Here is a 20425-nt window from a genome sequence, read left to right as displayed (position 1 = left end):
TAATCAAGGTTACGTCGTGGGGACGCGCCAGACCAGAGTCGTGCCGCCGCCGGGCGGAGAGGACAGCTCCAGCTTTCCGCCGAGCTGCTCGGCCCGCTCCGCGAGGTTGCGCAGACCGCTGCGCGGGGCGTCGGCGGGGATGCCCGCGCCGTCGTCGCTGACCGTGATCGTGAGGTACGAGGCACCGGCCTCGAGGGCCACATCCACGTGGCGGGCGTGCGCGTGCCTGGCCGCATTGGTCAGCGCCTCCGAGAGCACCGCGACGGCGTGGTCGGCGATCTCCCTCGGCACCTGGGTGTCCAGCAGGCCCTCCATCCGCAGGCTCGGCGCGAACCCCAGGACGGAAACCGCCTCCCCCACGGTGCGCACCGCACGCGCCCGGAGGTTCTGGCCCGAGCCCGTCTCCCGGGACCGCAGGCCGAAGATCGTCGAGCGGATGATCTTGATGGTCTCGTCCAGGTCGCCGACCGCGCGCAGCACCCGCTCCGAAGCCTCGGGGTGCTGAATGATCCGCTCGGCGCTCTGCAGTGTCATGCCCGTGGAGAAGAGCCGCTGAATGGCCAGGTCGTGGAGGTCGCGGGCGATGCGGTCACGGTCCTCGAGCAGCGTGATCTGCTCGGCGTCGCTGCGCCGGTCGGCCAGCTCCATGGCCACGGCGGCCTGCCCTGCGAACCCGAGCAGCGGCTGGATCTCCTCCCCCGTGAACACCGGCCCTCCGGCCACGCGCACCAGCATCACGACGCCGCGCATCTCATCGCCCGTGCCGATCGGCACCGCCACGGCGGGACCGAGCCCCGCGAAGCGCTCGGGCCCCTGTGTGACCCGCGGGTCATTGCGGACATCGGTGCTCGTCACCGGCTTGCCGGCGGAGAGCGCCTCGCCCCTGAGCGTGCCCTCGACCGACAGCACCAGACCGCGGTGGGTCTCCGCATGCTCACCGATCGCCAGCTCCACCGCCATGGTGCCGGTGTCCTTGACCGGCACGGCCACCACCGCGAGAGCGGCACCGGTGATCTCCTTCGCCTGCTCCGCGACCAGGCCGATCACCTCGTCGCGCGGCCGCCCGGACAGCAGACTGCTGGTGATCTTCCCGCTGGCGCGCACCCAGCGCTCACGGCGCTTGGCCTCCTCGTACAGCCGGGCGTTGTCGATCGCCACACCGGCCGCCACGGCCAGCGTCGACAGAACGGCCTCGTCCTCGGCGTCGAACTCGGCATCGCCCCGCTTCTCGGTCAGGTAGAGGTTGCCGAAGACCTGGTCGCGGACGCGGATCGGGACGCCGAGGAAGCTGCTCATCGGCGGGTGGTTGGGCGGGAAGCCGTACGAGGCGGGGTGGTCGGCGATCCGGGGCAGCCGCAGCGGCTCGGGGTGACGGATGAGCTCGCCCAGGATGCCGTGCCCGGACGGGTAGGGCCCGATCGCCCTGATCTCCTCCTGGGTCACCCCGACGGTCAGGAACTGCGACAGCTTCCGCCCGTCGGGGCCGATGACCCCGAGCGCCGCGTACTCGGCGTCGACCAGCACCGCCGCGGCCTCGGTGATCCGGCGCAGCACCTGCTCCAGCTCCAGCCCGCGGCCGACCGACAGCACGGCCTCCATCAGCCGGTGGATCCGGTCGCGCGTGCCCCGCACCACGTCCAGCCGGGTCTGCACCTCGTCCAGCAGCTCGTCGAGCCTCAGCTGCGGCAGCTTCTCGCGGTCCTCACGCGCGCGTTCCTCCCCGCCGAACGGCTCCCGGCCGTACTCTTCCCGGCCGTGCGCCGCCCCGCCGTGCGCGTCCCCGGAACGTCCCGCGCTGCCCAAAGTGATCCCTCCGGGTGGACGACCGCCCTTCGGACCGGGGCCAAAGCAACCCCACTCTCCATTCTCCCGCCAACGGCCGAGCACGGCTTGCGGAGCCGGAGCCGGAAGCATGGCTCGCGAAGCCGGGCGTATCGCAGCGTGGCTCGCGAAGCCGGCGTCGGAGCATGGCTCGCGAAGCCGGCGTCGGTCCGGCCTGTCCTTCGCTGCCTGGCCATCCCGCACGGGGTGGCGCACGCTGTTCACGTGGGCACGAAGGTCTTCCTCCTCGACGACCACGAGGTCGTACGGCGCGGGGTGCGCGACCTGCTCGACGACGAGCCGGATATCACGGTGATCGGCGAGGCGGGCACCGTCGCGCACGCGCTGGTACGCATCCAGGCCCTGCGCCCGGATGTCGCGATCCTGGACGTGCGGCTGCCGGACGGGGACGGGGTCAGCGTGTGCCGGGAGCTGCGCTCGCGGATGCCGGAGCTCGCCTGCCTGATGCTCACCTCGTTCGACGACGAGGAGGCGCTGCTCGACGCGATCATGGCGGGTGCCGCCGGCTATGTGCTCAAGCAGATCCAGGGGTCGGACCTGATCACCGCGGTCCGTACAGTCGCCTCCGGCAAGTCGATGCTGGATCCGAGCGCCACGGCGAAAGTCCTGGCGCGGCTGCGCGGAGCGGATGAGGAGGAGCCCGCTCCGGCGGAGATGCCGCAACTGACCGAGCGCGAGCGGGAGATCCTCGGCCTGATCGGCGAAGGGCTCACCAACCGGGAGATCGGGCTGCGGCTCCACCTCGCCGAGAAGACAGTCAAGAACCACGTCTCACGGCTGCTGGCCAAGCTGGGGGTGGAGCGGCGCGTCCAGGCGGCGGTCATCGCCACACAGGCGCAGGACCGCCGGGAGTTCCAGGAGCGGGCGTTCCAGGAGCGGGCGTTCCAGGAGCGGGACGGCCCCGAGTAGCCCGCGTCCGACGGACCATGGCGCCCGTCGGAGGGCTTCGCCCGTGGCAGGGTCCACCCGTCGCAAGGTTCACCCATCGCAGGATTCACCCTCGCAGGCCCCGCCCGTCACGTGGCTTCACAGCTTGGCGAGAGCGCCCTCGACGGTGTCGTGCAGGTCGAAGTAGCGGGACAGCCGTGCGAGCCGCAGCACCCGCGGCACGGACGGATCACCGATCACGAGCGAGAGGCGCCCGTCGCGCTCCGCGGTCCGGCGCCGGACTCGTACCAGCATCGAGAGACCGCTGGCGTCGATGAAGCTCACCCTGCGCATGTCCAGCACGAGGCGCGGTTCCGCACCCTCCGTCAGCACGTCCAGATAGTCCGAGACCCCCGGGGTGTCCAGGATGTCGAGCTCCCCGCGGAGTTCCACGACGGCCTGCTTGCCCATGATCCGCTGGCCCACGAACTCGGCGTGCTTGTCCTGCCGCCCGTCCTCAAGCATGGCCATCACCGCACTTCATCACGTATCTATGCGTCGTTGTCGGTCGAGTCGAGGTCATGGGTGCGGAACCACCGCCACCGGGCACCGGGCGTGATGGATCACCGCATGGGCGATGGGCCCGAGGTGCGTACCGCGACGGCCGGGGCCGTGCACCCGGCGGCCGACGACCACAAGGCCGGACCGGGCCGCCGCTTCCACCAGGCGATGGCCCGCCCGCCCCGTTACCGCCTCTTCCCCGACCTCGACGTCGGGGAATTTGCTCCGCCACGGTTTCAGCACCTCGGTCAGCACGCTGCGCTGCTCCGCCTCGAGCCGAGGGTCGATCGTGGGGCCGGGAAGGCCCGCCGCGTACCGGTGCACGGGCGGGACGTCCCAGGTGTACGAGGCTCGCAGCGGCACCCGCCGGCGGTCGGCGGCTTCGAAGGCGAACTCGATCACCTCATCGGAGGGGCGGAGCGCATCCAGCCCGAGCACCACCTCACGGCCCGCCTCTCCCGCCCCTCGGGCACGCTCCGGTTCGCTCTCGCCCTGCTCGCCGGGGCGGACCAGCACCACGGGCCGCTCGGCCCCGGCGAGGATCTCGAGACCGGTCGAACCGAGCAGGAAGCCGATGAGGCCGCCGAGCCCGCGGGAGCCGAGCGCGAGCAACTCGGCGTGCGCGGCGGCGGAGAGAAGCGCCTCGACGGGGGTACCGGGAACCAGTTCGGCCGTGACGGCCAGGTCCGGGTGCAGGCCGGTGATGCGCTCTTCCGCCTCGTGCAGGAGGCGAGCCGCCCAGTCCCGTTGGGTCTCATCGGACGGGACGACGGCTCCGGGGTGGACCTTCCACTCCCATGCCTGCACGAGCCGGAGGGACGTACCGCGCAGCAGCGCTTCCTGGGCAGCCCAGTCCGCCGCGGCCAGGCTCTCCAGAGAACCGTCCACGCCTGCAGCGATGGGTCCGGCCAACGCGCCACCTCCGGGTTCTGTCCCTTCCCCTATCAGCCTCGGGCTGCGGGCGCGCCGCGGCGATGGGGCACACGGCCCTCTCAGGGGCCGACCGGCCCACCCCGCGGCGGCCGGGCAGGGCCGGTCGGCCCGGCAGGGTGCCCGGTCAGCCCCTCGGCGGAGGCGGAGGCGAGGGGGACGCTGGAGACGTACGGGCGGTGGACAGCTCGTACGGAGCCGAGAAGGGTGAGACGTACGCCGGAAGGGAGCGCGAGATGACCGGCGTGATCACCAGAGGCGGGGTGCTGGCCGCTCTGCCCGCGGACCATCTGGATCCGCTCATGAACCTCGCCCGGGAGGTCTCGTTCCCGGCCGGTGTCCGCATCATCGAGGAAGGCAGCCGGGCCGACCGCTTCTGGGTCATCCGCTCCGGAAGCGTCGCCCTCGACATCCGCGTGCCGGGGCGGCGCGCGGCCACGGTGGAGGAGATCGGCGCGGGCGAACTCCTCGGCTGGTCCTGGCTCCTCCCGCCCCGCCACTGGCACCTGGGCGCGGAGGCGGAGAGCGAGGTGTGGGCCTACGAGTTCGACGGGCCCGCGGTGCGGGCCCTGTGCGAGAAGGACCCGGTGCTCGGCATGGCACTCGCCATCGAGGTCGCCGACGCCATCGCGCAGCGCCTGATGGCGTCCCGTACGCGGCTGCTGGACCTGTACGGACCCAACGGCAGCGGCCCGAAGTGGTAAACCCCCCGTCCCAGTTCGGTCGCAACCGTGCCACCCGCCGCGGGACGGCATTCGGCTCGGCTGTCCGGTCCCCCGTCGCGGTTGGCCGGGGCAGCTAACGATCTCCAAGACCCGCGACAAGGCGTCAGGATTAACGACCAATTCGCGGAGCGAGCTGGACCGATGCACTCCACTCCGCCGTAGCGCGCAAGCGCACCGCCGCGAGGACGTGGCAGCCCGCCAGAAGTTCCGACCGACGGGCCGCCGCCACAGCTCTACCCGTCCGCTGACATTGCTGTCAGCGTTGTCGTCAAACGATCCGGCAGCATCTTCGCCCGAGGAAGCGACAATTACCCATAGAGCGGCATCAGGGTTCGGGCGTCGGGTTCGTCAGCACAATGTCCACTCTTTCCGCCGAGTCAACATCGTCTACATCGATCCTTACCGCCCCCTCCCCTCTGAACTCCATACGAACTTCTTCATTTGGATCGTGAAGTACTAGCACTTCACGAGATCGCGAGAGATTTCCACCATGGATTGTGTGCGGCAGCCTGGAATCGGGCTCGCCTTTCCAGACTTGCACACAGACTGGGCCCTCGACCATGAATCTCGCCGCAAACATCACGGACTCATCCCCGACGTCGACAGGGCTTACCTCAGGATCCCAGTTACTGTGATCATGTCGCGCGTTGACACTCCGCAGGACCAGGCAGCCGTGGTCCAGTGGCGCTATGAAGGACCGGATCAGCTGAGCCATCACTTCACCCATTCCTGTTTGACAGAGTTAACTGCCCCGCCTTGTTTTCTTGCACATACCTTGCAATGGGGATAGGCAGTCTGCGGCGTTCCCCTGTTCACTAGCTTCGTTGGAGGCTGGTGATCAGGAATCCTTTCCGGCTTCATTTACCAACTCGCGAACACCAGGGGCATCGATGTCTCCATCAACGAGGGCAACCCCCTCACGGGCATTCGGTCCGATCTCGAGAAGTTCGCACTTCTCATTGGCGTTATGGACGAGGACCGGCGTGGCGCCCGCCAGCACATAGTACGTATGCAGCTCGCTGACGGTCAGGTTGTGGACCGCGGCCGACGGGGAAGTCCAGCGCTTGATCGCGGTGATCTGGACGTGGGTGCCGGCGCTCGTGCGGAGCCACTCGCCCGACTCCAGATCGGTGGCGTCGATCCACTCTCCGAGCTCGGGGACCCAGAAGGGGGTGGCCGTCGGTCGCGGTGACCGCAGCCGTCTTCGAGCCCTCGTCCCCGTCGATGTCGACGGTGACCTTGACGAAGTGCTTGAGGCCCTTGCCCTTGATCTCTGCGGTGACCGTCTCGGTCTTGGTCTCGCCGGTCTCGGGGTCGGTGGCCACGACCTTGTCACCGATGTCGACGTCTTCGATGGCCTTGGTCGACCCGTCAGCCATCAGCACACGGGTCCCCGGCACGAAGCTGTTGCACGAACCGCGGAATCTCTGGGCGATCCGGGAGTTCTTCCACCAGCCTCTCCCTTCCAGTTGGGGCTCGGCGCCCCGCACCCGGAGGAGCCCGCACCCAACGCCGCGGGCAAGAACATGCGCCGCCTCCTTCTGGACGAGCACGGCCGGTTCACCGTCAACAAGTTCATGCACACCCCGCATCCGCAGATCCGATCCGTCATGCGGGATATCGAGGAGCGGTTCGCCGAGGACGTCGAGCGCACCAGCTGCTCCCGTTTCCGCGCCACCACCGACATCGCCATGGGCGCTTCGCTGCACCACCACCACGCCTACCTGACCGGCCGCGCCGTGCCCGGGACGTACAAGCTGCGCTACGTCGACGTCGCCCAGCCCGACGCAGCTGACCGCATGGCCGGCCTGCTGGCCACGCGCCGCTTCGACTTCTTCTGCCTCAACGACGTCAACACCCCGGCCGCCCAGCGGGACCGCGTCACCGGTGAAGTCCACGCCTTCCTGGAGTCCTACTTCCCGTTCCCCAGCCACTACGAGCTTCCGGCAGCGGGACGGTCCGCAGCCTGAGCGCAGCGAGTGAAGCGTTCACCGTCGAGGGCGGCTCTCAAGGCGAGTCGGAGACCGGTTCCGGGAATGGACAAACGTCAACGCCCGGCGCGCCGGTGCGCGTCGACGCCTCCGGCACCGGTACAGCTTCGGGCTCCTCGCTCGGACACCCGGGAGCAAGTAACCCGGCGGTTACTGCCGGAGGTTCACCCAGGCCAGACGAAGGCTGGGCGAGGCTAGGCGATCCACGTGCTCGTCAGGGCCTGCACGGCCGAGCCGTCGCCGTCCGTGAGCTTCACGGCGGTGAACGCTCGCGCGGTATCCGAGGTCTGCACCCGGAAGGCGGGCTGCTCGGCCTCCAGCAGCTCGACGATCGGTGCCGCCGCGCCCTGCGGCGTCTGCGCGGCGGCGAAGGCGTCGCGGGTGCGGGCCAGGTAGGCGGCCAGCGCGGGCGCATACGGGCCGGCCTGCTCCACCACGGTGTCGCGGCCGCCCACGTTGCTGACGAACTCGCTGGCCACCGCACCCGGCTCGACCACGCTGACCGCCACGCCGACCGTCGCCGCGACCGGGGCGAGCGACTCCATGAAGCCCTCGACGGCGAACTTCGCCGCGCAGTACGCCTCGTTGAACGGCTGGCCGACCACGCCGCCGACGCTGGTCACGGTCACCATGCGGCCCTTGCTCGCACGCAGCATGGGCAAGGCCGCCTTGGTGACGTGCAGGACGCCGAAGAAGTTGACCTCCATGACGGCGCGCACGTCCTCGACACTCTCCTGCTCGAGCGTGCCGAGGTGGCCGGCGCCGGCGTTGTTGACCAGCGCGTCCAGACGGTCGAGGCCGGCCAGGCAGGCTGTGACGGAGGCCGGGTCGGTCACATCCAGCGCGCGGACTTCAACGCTCACCCCGGCCGCCTCGGCCGCCGCCAGCAGCGCGCCCGCCTTGGTGGTATCGCGCATGGTGGCGACGACGCGCCAGCCGCTCTGTGCGGCGGCGACGGCGGTGGCGAGGCCGATGCCGGAGGAGGTGCCGGTGATCAGGACGGTCTTGATGCTCATCTTTCGGCAATCCTTTACTTACGAATCATAACTACTATCTCCTATAACTATGGGCCGGGATATTTCAGGTTGTCAAGCACATCGGTAGACTGATCTCATGCCCAAGCCATCGGACGAGCTGACCCGGGAGATCGTCGCCCTCTTCGCGGCCATCAACCGCCGCTACGCACAGGAGTCCGAGGCCGCCGCCACCGCCCACGAGCTGACTCCACTCCAGGCCAAGGCACTGCTCGCCACCGAGGACCCGGCCCCGATGCGCCGCATCGCCGACCACCTGCACGCGGAGCCCTCCAACGTCACCGCGATCATCGACCGCCTGGAGCACCGTGGCCTGGTCGAGCGCCACCCCGACCCCGGCGACCGCCGCGTCAAACTCGTCGCCGCCACCGCGGCAGGTCGCGCCGTCACCGCCGACCTCCGCGCCCGCATGCCCTTCGCCGGCGCCCCGCTGGGCCGACTCAGCACGAAGCAGCGCGAGTCTTTGCGCGAGCTGCTGCAACTGATGCTGGAGGCATGACGGCGGCCCGGTGTCGCCGCGATCCCCCGCTCACAGCAACCCCTCGCCGGCCCGTTCGGCAGGTCCAGGCGGCGGACCTGGCATCGACCGGCGAGTGAGGGGCAGGCCGAGCCTGGCCGGGAGCGGGAGGTGACCGCTCTCCATCACCCGGCCTTCCGCTTCCGCGAAGGCAAGGCGCACGCTGGAGGTGAGGCCGCTCCGCCATCCCGGCCGGCGGGCTCGGTCGGGGCAGCCTCGCCACTCTCATGGACTTCGGCGGTCGTGGGAGAGGAGGAGCGAGATGACCGAGCAGACCACCAGCAGCCCGCCCTGGCATGTGGTCGGGGACTGGTTCGACACCTGCAAGTGCGCCATACCGTGCCCCTGCACGTTCGCTCAGCCTCCGACCGAGGGTGATTGCGAGGGTGTGCTCGCCTGGCACATACGCGAGGGCCGATACGGGGATGTCCCACTCGACGGTCTGAATGTCCTGATGCTCGGGTCCTTCACCGGCAACCCATGGGAGGGAACCCACACGGACGCGTACGCCGCCGTCTTCGTCGACGAACGCGCCGACGATCCGCAGCGCGCCGCGCTCGGAGCGATCTTCGGCGGTGAGGCCGGCGGCTGGCCGCTGCAGTTCAGTGAAATCTTGGGCGCCGAGATGCGCGGCATGGACGTCGCTCCCATCACCGTCGAGATCGACGACGAACTGGGGGCTTGGAGCGCCGAGATCCCCGGGCGTGTTACCGCCCGCGCCGAGGCCCTCACCGGTCCCACGACTCCCGAAGGCGCGCGGGTCCAGGTTCACAACGCCCCAGGTGCCGAGGTCGGCCCCGGCCAGATCGCCACCTGGGGCCGGGCCACCACGGACGAAGCCGACGCCTTCGGCTTCAGCTGGAGCCGCAGCGGCAAGTCCAGCAAGCACTTCCCCTTCGACTGGAGCGGCCCCGACTGACGTACGGCGGACGCTCAGTGCGGTCGGACCATCGTTGGGTCCATCGACGGCTCCGACATCTGCAGTCCTGGCAGCAGCCAGTCGTGGAACGGGGCCAGGGCGCCCAGGGCGAGAAAGGCCAGACCAACCGCCCAGGTGAGCCATGGGCCGCGCCGCCACAGCTTCTCCAGGAAGATCACCGCTGCCAGGCCGGCCATGGCTGCCACATTCATCACCCCGAGTGGAACGAGGACGATCATCAGGCCCCAGCAGCAGCCCACGCAGTAGAGCCCGTGGTGCGCGCCCACACGCAGGTCGCGGGCCCACGGCCGGAATTGCGCGTACCGCATCAGGTGCGACATCGGATTGCGGCAGTGCAGGAGACAGACGCGCTTCAGGGGCCCGAATTGGTACAGCCCCGCGAGCAGGAACGCAGCCGCGCCCAGCCAGCGGCCTGCCTCGGGGTCGTCGTCCACCAGACGCGCGGCCGCTGCCAGGACTCCGTAGGCGAGCAGACCGAATACCGTCCAGGCGAGCAGGTAACCCCCGGCGAACTCGGCGATCCGAGCGGCGCGGACCGCACCGGCCGACTGACGGCCGATCGCACGCGCCCAGGTAATGGCCACCGGTGCGACCGACGGGAACATCATCGCCACCATCATGGTCACCCACAGCAGCAGGAAGAGCGGCAGCGCCAGACCCATCGTTCCCGGCTCCATGCCCATGTCGCGGGACTGGGCGACGGTGAGCACCCATGCCAGCGCGGCGAGCAGAGCCATCAAGATCCACGCCATGGCCAGATCACGCCGCGGCAGGAGGAATCCGGGCTGTGTCGGTGCTGGGGCGGCGATGCGGACGTGCAGCATGGCACTCCTCCCAGGGGCCCGTCCTGCCGTGATCACCAGGCGCCTCACCACCGGGTGCCCGGCAATGTCGACCGCAGCCCACGACGGGGTGAGAAGTCGGCCCGACTCCTCCAGCAGATCACAGACGGGTGTGTTGCAAAACCGAAGGAGGGAGGAACCGGGCCATAGCGCCCGTCAGCGGTCCAAGGGCTGGAAGCGGCGGAGCCGCAGGCTGTTGGAGACCACGAAGACCGAGGAGAACGCCATCGCGCCGCCGGCGATCATCGGGTTGAGCATGCCGAGAGCGGCCAGCGGCAGCGCCGCGACGTTGTAGGCGAAGGCCCAGAACAGGTTGGCCTTGATCGTACGGAGGGTGCGCCGGGCCAGCCGGATCGCGTCCGCCGCCGCCCGCAGGTCCCCGCGTACGAGGGTGAGATCGGAGGCGGCGATCGCCGCGTCGGTCCCGGTGCCCATCGCCAGGCCCAGGTCGGCCTGGGCGAGGGCGGCCGCGTCGTTGACGCCGTCGCCGACCATCGCCACCACCCGGCCCTGCTGCTGGAGGCGTTCGACCTCGGCGACTTTGTCTTCTGGATGGACTTCGGCGATCACTTGGTCGATGCCGACCTCGGCCGCCACCGCGCCGGCTGCGGCCGTGTTGTCGCCGGTGAGCAGGACTGGCGTGAGGCCGAGCCGCTTGAGGTCGGCCACCGCCTCGGTGCTGGTCGCCTTGACGGTGTCGGCGACCACCAGCGCGCCGCGCACCTGCGCGTCCCAGGCGGCGAAGACGACCGTACGGCCTTCGGCTTCGGCCTCCTTCTGCGCGCGCCGAAGCTCCTCGGGCAGCGACAGCCCTTCCTGCTCCTCCAGCCAACGGGCCCGACCTGCGCGGACCGTACGGCCTTGGACGTGCCCGGTCACGCCCCGCCCCTGCGTATTGGCGAAGCCGGTCGCCCCAGGCAGCGCGCCCAGCCGCTCCCGCGCCGTGGTCGTGACGGCGACGGCGATCGGGTGCTCGCTGGCGTTCTCCAAGGCACCGGCCAGTCGCAACACCTCGGCCGCGTCCTCACCGTCGGCCGTTACGACGTCGACCAGGCGCATCTTGCCCTCGGTGACCGTGCCGGTCTTGTCCAGGACGACGGTGTCGATCCGCCGGGTCGACTCAAGGACTTCCGGCCCGCGGATCAGGAGCCCGAGCTGCGCGCCACGCCCGGTGCCGACCATCAGCGCGGTCGGCGTGGCCAGCCCGAGCGCGCACGGGCAGGCAATGATCACCACGGCGATGGCCGCCGTAAGCGCGGTCGCCGCCGCGGCTCCGGTCAGCAGCCACACACCGAACGTGCCTACGGCGAGGGCGATGACGACCGGGACGAACACCGCCGAGATCCGGTCCGCCAGGCGCTGCACCTCGGCCTTGCCGGTCTGCGCCCGCTCCACCAGCGCGGCGATCTGCGCCAGCTTGGTGTCCGCCCCGACCCGGGTGGCACGAACGACCAGGCGGCCGTGGCTGTTGACAGTGGCGCCGGTGACTGGCGAGTCGGGCTCGACCTCCACCGGCACGCTCTCCCCGGTCAGCAGCGACTCATCGACCGCCGAGGCGCCCTCGACGACCTCCCCGTCCGTGGCGATCTTCTCCCCGGGCCGCACGACGAACACATCCCCGACTACCAACTCCTCAACAGGGATACGAACTTCGGCTCCGTCACGCAGCACCGCGACGTCCTTGGCGCCCAGGTCCATCAGCGCCCGGATCGCCTCCCCGGCCCGCCGCTTGGCCCGCGCCTCGAAGAACCGCCCGGCCAGCAGGAACGCCGTCAGGACGACGGCGACCTCCAGATACAGGTGCTTCCCACCGACGGCCAGGGCGCCCGCGCTCCACAGATACGCGGCCAGTACGCCCAGCGAGACCAGGGTGTCCATGGTCGCCGAGCCGTGCCGCAGATTCAGCGCCGCCGCCCGGTGGAACGGCCACGCGCCCCACGCCACCACCGGCGTGGCCAGCGCCAGCGCGACCCATTCCCACCCGGCGAAATGCACCGCGGCAATCATCGATATGACCACCACGGGCAGTGCGAGCAGCGCCGAGACGATCAGGCGGCGCCGCAGCCCGGCGACATGCGCCTGCTCGGCATCGATGGCCTCGCCTTCCTCCGTCTCCGGCGCGGCGGTCCCGGCCAACTCGGCGCCGTAGCCGATGGCCTCGACGGCGGCGATCAGCTCCGCCACCTCGACTGCCGGGTCCTCGCGGGTGACGTGCGCGGTCGCGGTCGCCAGGTTCACCGTGGCGCTCACCCCGGGCAGCTTGTCCAGCTTCCGCTCGACTCTCGCCACGCACGAGGCGCAGGTCATCCCGGTGATCGCCAGCTCTATGGGGCGGTCCGTGCCGGTGCCGGTCGTCGTCGACATCGTGGTGGTTCCCTCTCGATTCATTTCCGGCCCGTCTGTGTGACCACGGCGAAGACCTGTCCGGCGGCGGGCCACCGGCCCAGTTCACCGATGAACGGGCGGCGCAGCACGTGTGGCGGCTGGTGGTCGGTTCCGGTCGCAGAGAAGTAACTGTTGAACGGGCCGGCCCCGAAGCAGGCGTCCTCTCCCCGCTCCACCACGGCCGCGCATGCGGTACTCAACGGCTCCACGGTCATCACCGGTCGGCCGTCCCCTTGATCCGTCCTCATGCCCGCACGGTAGAACCTTGCCCTTAGGGCAAGGTCAAGCCGACACTGGAGAGACGCCCCACGAACGGAGCCCCGTCATGCTCACCGTCGGCCGCATTGCCGCCCAGACCGGACTCAGCCCCAAGGCCGTCCGCCTCTACGAGGCCAATGGCCTGATCGCTCCTCCCGAGCGCACCGCCGCCGGCTACCGCACCTACACCGACGACGCCGTGGCCGTCCTCGGCTTCATCCGCCGGGCCCAGGCCCTCGGCCTGAGCCTGAAGGAGATCAAGCGCATCCTCGACCTGCAACGCCATGGCCAGCAGCCCTGTGACCTCGTCATCGGCCTGCTCGACGAACACCTCGCCCAGGTCGACCAGCGCATCGCCGACCTCCAAGCCCTGAAGAAGACCCTCCAGGACGCACGCCACGTCGCCGACCAGGCCGCCGGACGCGGCGAGCCGGGCGTGATCTGCCCGATCATCGAATCCACCCCCATCGCGCCCGAGGACGCATGACTCTCCTCCGCGCGCGGACACCCTCCGGGAGACACCGTTTCCTGAATTCAGGCTCTGTATCGTCAGTTTTTTGGTACTGACCTGACCGCCGACCCCGCTGAGCGCGCCGTGCTCGAGCAGCGCATCAGCTGGACCTGGCGCGGCGGTCGCCTGTCAGGTGCGTGGATGGGTTTCGTACATCCGTACCGCGACGAGGAGACCGGAGGCAGCGGTGAGAGCGGCGATCGCCCAGATGGCGGTGGTCAGGCCGTAGGCGTCGGCGAGGGCTCCGGCGAGGAGGGCGCCGACGGCGAAGCCGCCGTCACGCCACAGCCGGTAGACGCCGACGGCGCGGGCGCGCCAGGCGGGGTGGGCGACGTCGCCGATAACGGCGAGCAGGGCGGGGTAGACGAGGGCCGTGCCGATGCCGAGAAGGACCTGGGCTGTGGCCCAGACGGCGGAGGCGGAGCCTTCGGCGACGAGGGCGATGGCGGCGGCCTGGAGCAACATGCCCGCGGTGATCAGGTGTTTGCGCCCCATGCGGTCGGACCACCAGCCGGTGAGCATCTGCCCGGCGCCCCACACGGCCGGGTAGAGAGCAGCGAGGACGCCGATCTGGGCGATGGGCAAGCCGTGTTCGGCGAAGAGCAGAGGGAAGATGCCCCAGGCGAGGGCGTCGTTGAGGTTGTTGACCATGCCCGCCTGACTGGCCGCGGACAGCGCTCTGTCACGGAAGCTGGTGAGGCGTGCGATCTGGCCAGTGGTCAGTTCCCCATGGGGCTCACTGCCCGTGGGCGCGCCGTGCCGGGCGGCTTCGAAGCGGGCGTGGTCGCGGGTCTCGCGTACCGCCACGGTAGACAGACCGAGGGCCAGGACGACGTAGGCGGCGCCGAGCAGGAACGGCTCGGGGCGCAGGCCGACGTGCTCGGCGATGGCGCCGGTGGCCATGGCGGTGACGGCCACGGCACCGTATCCGGCGGCCTCGTTGAAGCCCATCGCCAGCCCGCGGCGTTCCGGGCCGACCAGGTCGATCTTCATGATGACGGTGGTGGACCACGTCAGGCCCTGGTTGATGCCGAGCAGGATGTTGGCGGCGATGATCCAGCCCCAGGACGGGCCCCACGCCAGCATGACGGGCACGGGCAGCGCGATCAGCCATCCGGCGATCAGTACGGGTTTGCGGCCGAAGCGGTCGGACCAGGTGCCGGCGAAGAAGTTGGTGACGGCCTTGGTGGCGCCGAAGGCGAGGATGTAGGTCAGCGCGGAGGTGTAGGCGGACAGGTGGAAGACGTCGTCGGCCAACAGCGGCAGGACGGTGCGTTCCTGGCCGAGCATTCCGCCGACCAGGGCGTTGACGGCGACGAGCAGGCTGAACTGGGCGAGGTTGGCGCGCAGTCCGAGCCGTATGCCGTCGGTGGTACGCATCGTGGCCCGGGTGGTCACACGCTTTCCTGGAGGGTGCGGCCCGTGGCCTTCGCCCAGTCGGCAGGGCCGCCGTCGAGCACGGAGAGGCCGTGGTGCCCGGCGCGCTGCAGCAGGCTCGCCGCGGTCATGGCGCGCTCGCCGTGACCGCAGTGGACCACGGCGCCATCAGGTGCTTCATCGGTACGTGCCGCGAGGTCGCCGAGTTCGACATGGACCGCGTCCGCGATGTGCCCCGCGGTGTGTTCGGCCCGCTGCCGGACGTCGAGGACCGGGCGACCGGCGATGCGGTCGGCGGTGAGCAGCTCGATGGTCTGCTGCTGTCCGCCGTCGGCGGTCCAGGCGGCCATGCCGCCGTCGAGGCGCCCGGCCAGTCGCTCGTATCCGACCTTCAGGGCCTGCCACGTGATCTCGGCGAGGTCCTGGCCTGGGGCGGCGACGAAGACGATCGGGGTGTCGTCGGGCAGCAGCCAGCCCAGCCAGGTGGCGAACTGATCGCGGAGCGGGATGGAGACTGCGCCGGGGATGTGCCCAGCGGCGAAATCGGCGACGGGACGCACGTCGACGATCTGCGCGCCCTGGCCGAGCAGCGTGCGCACCTCGGCCAGCGGCTGGAGCTGCTCGAGCTGCTCGCCCAGGGCGAGCGCAGTGTCGACGCGCTCGCCAAGGCGGCGGGACTGAATCTGACCACCGCCTCGGCCCACCTGCAGACCCTCAAGCAGGCCGGCCTGGTCGCCACCCGCAGGGACGGCGTACGCATCCACTACCGGCTGGCCGGAGACGATGTCGTCGCCCTGTACGCATTGCTGCGGCAGGTTGCTCAAACCCACCAGGTCGGCGTCGAAGCCGCCCGCACCGCCTACCTCGGCGACGAGCAGCCGGACGAGGTCGGGCGCGAGGAGCTGCTCGCTCGCGCACAGGCGGGCGACGTCGTCGTCCTCGACGTGCGCCCGGCCGAGGAGTACGCCGCCGGGCACATCCCCGGCGCGGTCTCCATCCCGGTCGACGAACTCGCGGACCGGCTGGCGGAGCTGCCTGACGGCCCCGAGGTGGTCGCGTACTGCCGCGGCGCGTACTGCGTCCTGGCCCACGACGCCGTACGGCTGCTGAACGCCCATGGCCGCCGCGCCGTCCGGCTGAACGACGGCATGCTGGAATGGCGCCTCGCCGACCTGCCCGTAGCCATCGGGAACGCCGCATGAACCCCGCACGGCATGCACACCCCGGGCTGCAAGGTGGACCGGTCCACCTCGACGACAACGCCACCACCCCCGCCAGCAGGCCTGTCCACCCACTGCGTCCACGCCGGGAAGACCCGGGCTCGTCGTCGCCAGGTCACCATCGATCCCGTGCCACGACGAATGATCTGGTGGGAGGCGTCATTCCGCGGCGCGCTATGGCGCGCTATTCCGTAGAGTGCCGCCGCGCGCTCTGCGGGCGGTTCGAGCGGAGTCGATGGGCGGGTGGCACGTTTCCGCGACGAACAGCTCTCCGATAGCCGGGGCCGGAGCCTTTCAGGTGCCTGCCGAAGCCGCCTTCGTCGGCGCGGTCGCTGCCTCGGCGAGCAGCTGGGATTTCGACCGAGAGTCGGCCCTCTTCAGCAGGAGGGGGCGCTGCTCCGGCCTCCTGCGGCGCGGGTGACGCGGCCGCCCAGCTCGCGGAGATAGTCAGCGAGCTGGGGCGGCTCATGCACCTCGAACTCGCAGCCCAGCGCGGCCAGTCGGAGGGCCAGCCATTCCAGGGAGTCGGCCTCGGTGCGCAGCACGCAGGCGTTCTCGCCGGCCGCCTCGAGTCCGGTGGCGGCGTCGCCGAGGCGAGGGGCGAGTTCCTTGTACGGGGCGTGGAGTGTGGCCACCGCCTCGTAGGTGGAGCGGTCCCCGGTCATCCGGGCGGCGAGATAGGCCGCGGCGTCCTTGGCCGGGAGTTTGCGCGGCGTTGGACGGACGCCGGTCAGGAACGGCTTGGTGATGCGGTCCACGCGGAAGATGCGCCAGTCGTCGCGGTCGTTGTCGTAGGCGACGAAGTACCAGCGGCGGCCCGCCGAGACGAGTCCGGCGGGCTCGACGAGTCGCTTGGTCTCGGTGCCGTCCGCGGCGCGGTAGCCGAAGCGCAGCTTTTCGCCGCCGGCGACTCCGGTGGCGAGCACGGTCAGTACGTCGGGGTCGACCTGAGGGCCCTGCCACCGGGTGAGCGGGGTGGTGGCGTTGGAGAGGGTGGTCACACGGCGGCGAAGCCGTGAGGGCAGCACCTGCTCGAGCTTGGCGAGGGCGCGTACGGATGCCTCGGGAAGACCCGCGACTGTGTGTCCCGCGGCGCTGCGCAGTCCGACGGCGATGGCGACGGCCTCGTCGTCCTCGAGCAGCAGCGGGGGCATGGCCTTGCCGGCGACGAGTCGGTAGCCCCCGACTGCGCCCCGGGCGGCCTCCACGGGATAGCCGAGGTCGCGCAGCCGGTCGATGTCGCGGCGGATGGTGCGGGTGGTGACGCCGAGTCGCTCGGCGAGCTCGCTGCCGGGCCATTCGCGCGGTGTCTGCAGCAGGGAGAGGAGGTTCAGCAGTCGTGCCGGGGTGTCTGTCGTCATGAGTCCCAGATTGCTCAACATTTAGGACAGGATCTGTCCTATACGGGCTCTAGCTTAGCGCGCATGGAAACGAAGACGCAGGACAATCCCCTGCCCAGCGGCACTTCCGCCGCCACCGACCGGCGCCGCTGGATCGCGCTTGCCGTCCTCCTCACCGCCTCGTTCATGGACCTCGTCGACGCCACGATCGTCAACATCGCGATCCCCGGCATCCAGCGCGGCATAGGCGCCTCGTTCAGCGCCGTCCAGTGGATCACCGCTGGGTACGCCCTCGCCTTCGCCGTCGGGCTGATCACCGGCGGGCGGCTTGGCGACATCTTCGGGCGGAAGCGGGTCTTCCTGCTCGGCATCGGAGGCTTCACCCTCGCCTCGCTGCTGTGCGGAATCGCGGCCGACCCCGGGATGCTGGTCGCCTCTCGTGTGCTGCAGGGCGCGATGGCGGCATTGATGGTGCCGCAGGTCCTGAGCATCATCCACGTCACCTTCCCCGCGCACGAGCGCGGCAAGGTCTTCGGGATGTTCGGCGCCGTCGTCGGGCTCGGCGCGGTCTCCGGCCCCCTGCTGGGCGCGCTGCTCACGCAGTGGAACCTCCTCGGCCTGGAGTGGCGGCCGATCTTCCTCATCAACCTCCCGGTCGGCATCGCCGGACTCATCCTCGGCCGCCGGTTCATCACCGAGTCCACCGCCCCGGACGCGCTGCGACTCGACCTGGGCGGCGTTGTCCTTGCCACTGCGGGACTGCTGATGCTGCTCTACCCGATCACCATGGGCCACGAGAACGACTGGCCGGTGTGGGGCTTCGTTTCGATGGCGGCGAGCGTGCCGATGCTGGCGGTGTTCGTGGCGTACGAGCGGCACAAGAAGCGCAAGGACGGGGCGCCGCTGGTCGAGCTGTCGCTGTTCAAGGTGAAGAGCTTCGCCGCGGGTATCGGCGTGCAGGTGGCGTTCAGCACCACGCTGGGCATCTTCTTCCTCGTCTGGACCCTCTACATGCAGATCGGCCTGGGCTGGAGCCCGCTGCACGCCGGGCTGACGGGCCTGCCGTTCACCGTGGCATGCTCCGCCGCCGCCGGGGTGTCCGTGCAGCTGTTCACCCCGCGCTTCGGCAGTCGCCGGGTGCTGCAGACCGGCGCGGTGCTCCTCGCCCTGGGTGCGCTGCTCTACCTGTGGGAGGCCGACCGGTACGGCACGGCCATCGCCTCTTGGCAGATGGCGCTGCCGCTGATCGCGATGGGCGGCGGCATGGGCCTGGTCTTCGCACCGCTGACGGACGCGGTGCTCTCCGGGGTGCCGCAGCAGCACGCGGGCTCGGCATCAGGGCTCATCAACACCACCAATCAGCTGGGCATGGCGCTCGGCCTCGGGCTCACCTCGGTGGTGTTCTTCGGCGCCATGGACGAGTCCCGCGCACCGCGAGCGGGTGGGGCGGAGTTCGTGGGCGCGTTCAGCAACGCGATGGGGTGGGTCGTCGCGGTCCTGGGTGCGGTGTTCCTGCTGATGTTCGCGCTCCCCAAGCACGTGCGGCCGCACGCCGACCTCACGGCGGACGAGGGCGGACACCCTGGGACCAAGGCCGAGCCGGAGCTCGCCGGCGTCTGACGCCCGTCCAGCACAGTAGCGGGCGGTTCCCTTGCCGAATGCGGGGGAACCGCCCCGAGCACTTGCCGAATGCGGAGGAACCGCCCCGAGCACAGCGGCATCGACTGGAACATCGTCTTCCTGCTCCTCGGGATGATGGTCACCGTCGGAGTGCTCAAGAAGTCGGAGTGCTCAAGAAGACTGGCAACGTCTGTTTCAGGCCTCGTCGGCGTGCGGCTGCTCGGTGCCGGTCGAGTGGTGGGTGAGCACCCCGGACTGGAATGTCTGCAGGGCCTGGGGGCGCTGCATGGTGTCCACGGTGAGGTGGAGCCGCGTGCTGCCGTCGTGGCCTGCCGGGTAGCTGCGCTGTTCGGTGCCGGCGAAGCGGTGACGGAGCACTTCGGCTACTTTCCGGGCCGCTTCGGGCGACGCGGCGACGATGCGGACCTCGGCGAGCCCGGGCGCAGACGCCGACTCGTCCGAGCTCATGGCGCCGGCCTCTCGGTCCGAAGCGGTGACCCGGCTGCGTCCTGGGGAAGCGAGCAGCCGTCGCGAGCGCGTCATGCCTCCCGCCGGCTCCTTCGCCGACCGCGGTCGCCGACGGCTGCTGACCGGTTGCTTCTGGCGAGCGCGAGCCCTTCCGGCGGGCGGACCGGCGGTGTCGCCGGTCTTCTCCAGCGGCTCGGTGGCCCGGCGGCGGTACGGCAGGAGGTCGCCGTACCGGAAGGCTGCGATCCGCTGGTTGTGCTGGCCGTTCAGAGCGTGGATCAGAAGTACTCCTGCAGCGATCATCACGAGGATCACGGCCACGGTGATGGCGGTCGTCATCGTTCTCACATCCCTTGGGCGGAGCCGGGAAGCCTGGCCGGATTCCCGGGACCGGGCACGGTGCCGCCTTCCGACTCCCACTCCGCCTCCCCGCCACGGTCGGCCTCCGTGGCGCTGAGGGCCTCCTCGTTCGCCATCAGAGCGGTGGCGGTGAGGTGGCCCTGTGGCTCGGTTGCGGCTGCCATCAGCCGGGCGGCGGCGGCCTCTCCGGTCACCGGCGGGATCACCAGCAGGTCCCAGCGGCCTGCGGTGGAGGAGAGCAGCAGCAGCTTGTGCGGGTCCTGCGCAGCCGCGAACCATCCCACGTGCACCACATGCCCGGCGACGGGCACCTTCCGCGGGATCACGGGCCAGAGGGTGGGATTCACCGCGATCCGGGTGATCCGCCCCCAGCGGCGATCCAGTACGTCGATCATGGCGGGGAGTTCACGTGCGAGATCGCGCGAGTAGGGCCACCAGGCGCCGTCCAGAAGTGCTGGGCCGGCATCGTCCGGGGCCAGGGACAGGCGGGCCGGTGGCGAGGACACGCGCTCGCCAGTGGTAGGAGTGTGGTCGGTGGTCGCGGTCATGGCGCGGACCTGCCTCCGGGAGCGTTTCCGTCTGCCCGGCATAGTTGTTCGCCGCGAACGACCCCGACATGAAAGTCGCGGCACGAAGT

19 protein-coding genes and 2 pseudogenes are annotated in these 20425 nt (G+C 70.4%); 8 read left to right on the top strand and 13 right to left on the bottom strand.

All coding sequences use genetic code 11. From position 1 onward, the window contains the following. Positions 1 to 9: 9 nt before the first annotated feature. Positions 10 to 1689 (bottom strand): sensor histidine kinase, encoded by a 1680-nt coding sequence (locus ACTWQC_RS12340; RefSeq protein WP_443315765.1) that lies wholly within the window; start codon positions 1687 to 1689, stop codon positions 10 to 12. 357 nt (positions 1690 to 2046) lie between these two features. Here ACTWQC_RS12340 and ACTWQC_RS12335 point away from each other — a divergent pair, with 357 nt between their 5' ends. Continuing rightward, complete coding sequence (locus tag ACTWQC_RS12335; RefSeq protein ID WP_443315662.1) at positions 2047 to 2751, top strand: response regulator; 705 nt, start codon at positions 2047 to 2049, stop codon at positions 2749 to 2751. 117 nt (positions 2752 to 2868) lie between these two features. On the opposite strand, the gene ACTWQC_RS12330 is transcribed toward ACTWQC_RS12335, so the two are convergent. Next, positions 2869 to 3240, bottom strand: coding sequence for an STAS domain-containing protein (locus ACTWQC_RS12330; RefSeq protein ID WP_443315661.1), 372 nt, complete (start codon positions 3238 to 3240; stop codon positions 2869 to 2871). A 48-nt stretch (positions 3241 to 3288) separates the two neighbouring features. Continuing rightward, positions 3289 to 4182: a universal stress protein gene (locus tag ACTWQC_RS12325; RefSeq protein ID WP_443315660.1), complete on the bottom strand. Its 894-nt coding sequence runs from the start codon at positions 4180 to 4182 to the stop codon at positions 3289 to 3291. Between the two features lie 137 nt (positions 4183 to 4319). Between ACTWQC_RS12325 and ACTWQC_RS12320 the strand changes: the two genes are divergently transcribed. Further along, entirely contained in the window at positions 4320 to 4904 is a 585-nt protein-coding gene (locus ACTWQC_RS12320) for a cyclic nucleotide-binding domain-containing protein (protein WP_443315659.1), read from the top strand. A 979-nt stretch (positions 4905 to 5883) separates the two neighbouring features. Here ACTWQC_RS12320 and ACTWQC_RS12315 read toward each other — a convergent pair. Beyond that, positions 5884 to 6343 (bottom strand): annotated as a pseudogene (locus ACTWQC_RS12315) (polymorphic toxin-type HINT domain-containing protein); the annotation flags it as partial. 33 nt (positions 6344 to 6376) lie between these two features. Between ACTWQC_RS12315 and ACTWQC_RS12310 the strand changes: the two are divergent. After that, positions 6377 to 6895: pseudogene (locus ACTWQC_RS12310) on the top strand (stealth conserved region 3 domain-containing protein); the annotation flags it as partial. Positions 6896 to 7110: 215 nt separating this feature from the next. Here the strand turns inward: ACTWQC_RS12310 and ACTWQC_RS12305 are convergent. Next, positions 7111 to 7932 carry an SDR family NAD(P)-dependent oxidoreductase gene (locus ACTWQC_RS12305; RefSeq protein WP_443315658.1) on the bottom strand — a complete coding sequence of 274 codons (822 nt, stop codon included), beginning with the start codon at positions 7930 to 7932 and terminating at the stop codon, positions 7111 to 7113. Between the two features lie 97 nt (positions 7933 to 8029). On the opposite strand from ACTWQC_RS12305, the gene ACTWQC_RS12300 reads away from it, so the two are divergent. Both ACTWQC_RS12300 and ACTWQC_RS12295 read left to right on the top strand, forming a co-directional pair. Further along, positions 8030 to 8449 (top strand): MarR family winged helix-turn-helix transcriptional regulator, encoded by a 420-nt coding sequence (locus tag ACTWQC_RS12300; RefSeq protein WP_443315657.1) that lies wholly within the window; start codon positions 8030 to 8032, stop codon positions 8447 to 8449. A gap of 280 nt (positions 8450 to 8729) precedes the next feature. Next, positions 8730 to 9386, top strand: coding sequence for a DUF1326 domain-containing protein (locus ACTWQC_RS12295; RefSeq protein WP_443315656.1), 657 nt, complete (start codon positions 8730 to 8732; stop codon positions 9384 to 9386). Between the two features lie 14 nt (positions 9387 to 9400). Here ACTWQC_RS12295 and ACTWQC_RS12290 read toward each other — a convergent pair whose 3' ends face one another. The 3 genes from ACTWQC_RS12290 to ACTWQC_RS12280 form a co-directional block, all read right to left on the bottom strand. After that, complete coding sequence (locus tag ACTWQC_RS12290) at positions 9401 to 10231, bottom strand: DUF2182 domain-containing protein (RefSeq protein WP_443315655.1); 831 nt, start codon at positions 10229 to 10231, stop codon at positions 9401 to 9403. A gap of 174 nt (positions 10232 to 10405) precedes the next feature. Then, positions 10406 to 12613, bottom strand: a complete 2208-nt coding sequence (locus tag ACTWQC_RS12285) for a heavy metal translocating P-type ATPase (RefSeq protein WP_443315654.1) — start codon at positions 12611 to 12613, stop codon at positions 10406 to 10408. Between the two features lie 20 nt (positions 12614 to 12633). After that, positions 12634 to 12882, bottom strand: a complete 249-nt coding sequence (locus ACTWQC_RS12280) for a tRNA-dependent cyclodipeptide synthase (RefSeq protein ID WP_443315653.1) — start codon at positions 12880 to 12882, stop codon at positions 12634 to 12636. A 77-nt stretch (positions 12883 to 12959) separates the two neighbouring features. Here ACTWQC_RS12280 and ACTWQC_RS12275 point away from each other — a divergent pair, with 77 nt between their 5' ends. Continuing rightward, entirely contained in the window at positions 12960 to 13379 is a 420-nt protein-coding gene (locus ACTWQC_RS12275) for a heavy metal-responsive transcriptional regulator (RefSeq protein WP_443315652.1), read from the top strand. Between the two features lie 153 nt (positions 13380 to 13532). On the opposite strand, the gene ACTWQC_RS12270 is transcribed toward ACTWQC_RS12275, so the two are convergent. Next, positions 13533 to 14801: an MFS transporter gene (locus tag ACTWQC_RS12270; RefSeq protein ID WP_443315651.1), complete on the bottom strand. Its 1269-nt coding sequence runs from the start codon at positions 14799 to 14801 to the stop codon at positions 13533 to 13535. Then, complete coding sequence (locus ACTWQC_RS12265; RefSeq protein WP_443315650.1) at positions 14798 to 15340, bottom strand: rhodanese-like domain-containing protein; 543 nt, start codon at positions 15338 to 15340, stop codon at positions 14798 to 14800. The genes ACTWQC_RS12270 and ACTWQC_RS12265 overlap by 4 nt, the downstream gene beginning before the upstream one ends. Here ACTWQC_RS12265 and ACTWQC_RS12260 point away from each other — a divergent pair. Further along, positions 15308 to 15982 carry an ArsR/SmtB family transcription factor gene (locus ACTWQC_RS12260; protein ID WP_443315649.1) on the top strand — a complete coding sequence of 225 codons (675 nt, stop codon included), beginning with the start codon at positions 15308 to 15310 and terminating at the stop codon, positions 15980 to 15982. The genes ACTWQC_RS12265 and ACTWQC_RS12260 overlap by 33 nt on opposite strands. A gap of 395 nt (positions 15983 to 16377) precedes the next feature. Here the strand turns inward: ACTWQC_RS12260 and ACTWQC_RS12255 are convergent, their stop codons facing one another. Further along, entirely contained in the window at positions 16378 to 17361 is a 984-nt protein-coding gene (locus tag ACTWQC_RS12255; protein WP_443315648.1) for a helix-turn-helix transcriptional regulator, read from the bottom strand. Positions 17362 to 17424: 63 nt separating this feature from the next. On the opposite strand from ACTWQC_RS12255, the gene ACTWQC_RS12250 reads away from it, so the two are divergent. Beyond that, a complete protein-coding gene (locus ACTWQC_RS12250; RefSeq protein WP_443315647.1) occupies positions 17425 to 18960 on the top strand; it encodes an MFS transporter in 1536 nt (511 codons plus the stop codon). A 195-nt stretch (positions 18961 to 19155) separates the two neighbouring features. Here the strand turns inward: ACTWQC_RS12250 and ACTWQC_RS12245 are convergent, their stop codons facing one another. Further along, positions 19156 to 19428, bottom strand: a complete 273-nt coding sequence (locus tag ACTWQC_RS12245; RefSeq protein WP_443315764.1) for a hypothetical protein — start codon at positions 19426 to 19428, stop codon at positions 19156 to 19158. 344 nt (positions 19429 to 19772) lie between these two features. Then, the gene (locus ACTWQC_RS12240; protein WP_443315646.1) at positions 19773 to 20336 is read right to left on the bottom strand and encodes a DUF5994 family protein; all 564 of its coding nucleotides are present in this window, start codon (positions 20334 to 20336) and stop codon (positions 19773 to 19775) included. Positions 20337 to 20425 lie beyond the last annotated feature (89 nt).

The sequence above is a fragment of the Streptomyces sp. 8N616 genome (assembly GCF_052246385.1).
GTDB lineage: Bacteria > Actinomycetota > Actinomycetes > Streptomycetales > Streptomycetaceae > Streptomyces.
This window is presented reverse-complemented; position numbering and strand designations above follow the sequence as displayed.

Coding starts and splice junctions, on each gene's coding strand:
- ACTWQC_RS12330 (WP_443315661.1), bottom strand. CDS start 3,240: ATGGCCATGCTTGAGGACGGGCGGCAGGACAAGCACGCCGAGTTCGTG.
- ACTWQC_RS12285 (WP_443315654.1), bottom strand. CDS start 12,613: ATGTCGACGACGACCGGCACCGGCACGGACCGCCCCATAGAGCTGGCG.
- ACTWQC_RS12295 (WP_443315656.1), top strand. CDS start 8,730: ATGACCGAGCAGACCACCAGCAGCCCGCCCTGGCATGTGGTCGGGGAC.
- ACTWQC_RS12280 (WP_443315653.1), bottom strand. CDS start 12,882: ATGAGGACGGATCAAGGGGACGGCCGACCGGTGATGACCGTGGAGCCG.
- ACTWQC_RS12300 (WP_443315657.1), top strand. CDS start 8,030: ATGCCCAAGCCATCGGACGAGCTGACCCGGGAGATCGTCGCCCTCTTC.
- ACTWQC_RS12255 (WP_443315648.1), bottom strand. CDS start 17,361: ATGACGACAGACACCCCGGCACGACTGCTGAACCTCCTCTCCCTGCTG.
- ACTWQC_RS12250 (WP_443315647.1), top strand. CDS start 17,425: ATGGAAACGAAGACGCAGGACAATCCCCTGCCCAGCGGCACTTCCGCC.
- ACTWQC_RS12290 (WP_443315655.1), bottom strand. CDS start 10,231: ATGCTGCACGTCCGCATCGCCGCCCCAGCACCGACACAGCCCGGATTC.
- ACTWQC_RS12275 (WP_443315652.1), top strand. CDS start 12,960: ATGCTCACCGTCGGCCGCATTGCCGCCCAGACCGGACTCAGCCCCAAG.
- ACTWQC_RS12240 (WP_443315646.1), bottom strand. CDS start 20,336: ATGACCGCGACCACCGACCACACTCCTACCACTGGCGAGCGCGTGTCC.
- ACTWQC_RS12245 (WP_443315764.1), bottom strand. CDS start 19,428: ATGAGCTCGGACGAGTCGGCGTCTGCGCCCGGGCTCGCCGAGGTCCGC.
- ACTWQC_RS12305 (WP_443315658.1), bottom strand. CDS start 7,932: ATGAGCATCAAGACCGTCCTGATCACCGGCACCTCCTCCGGCATCGGC.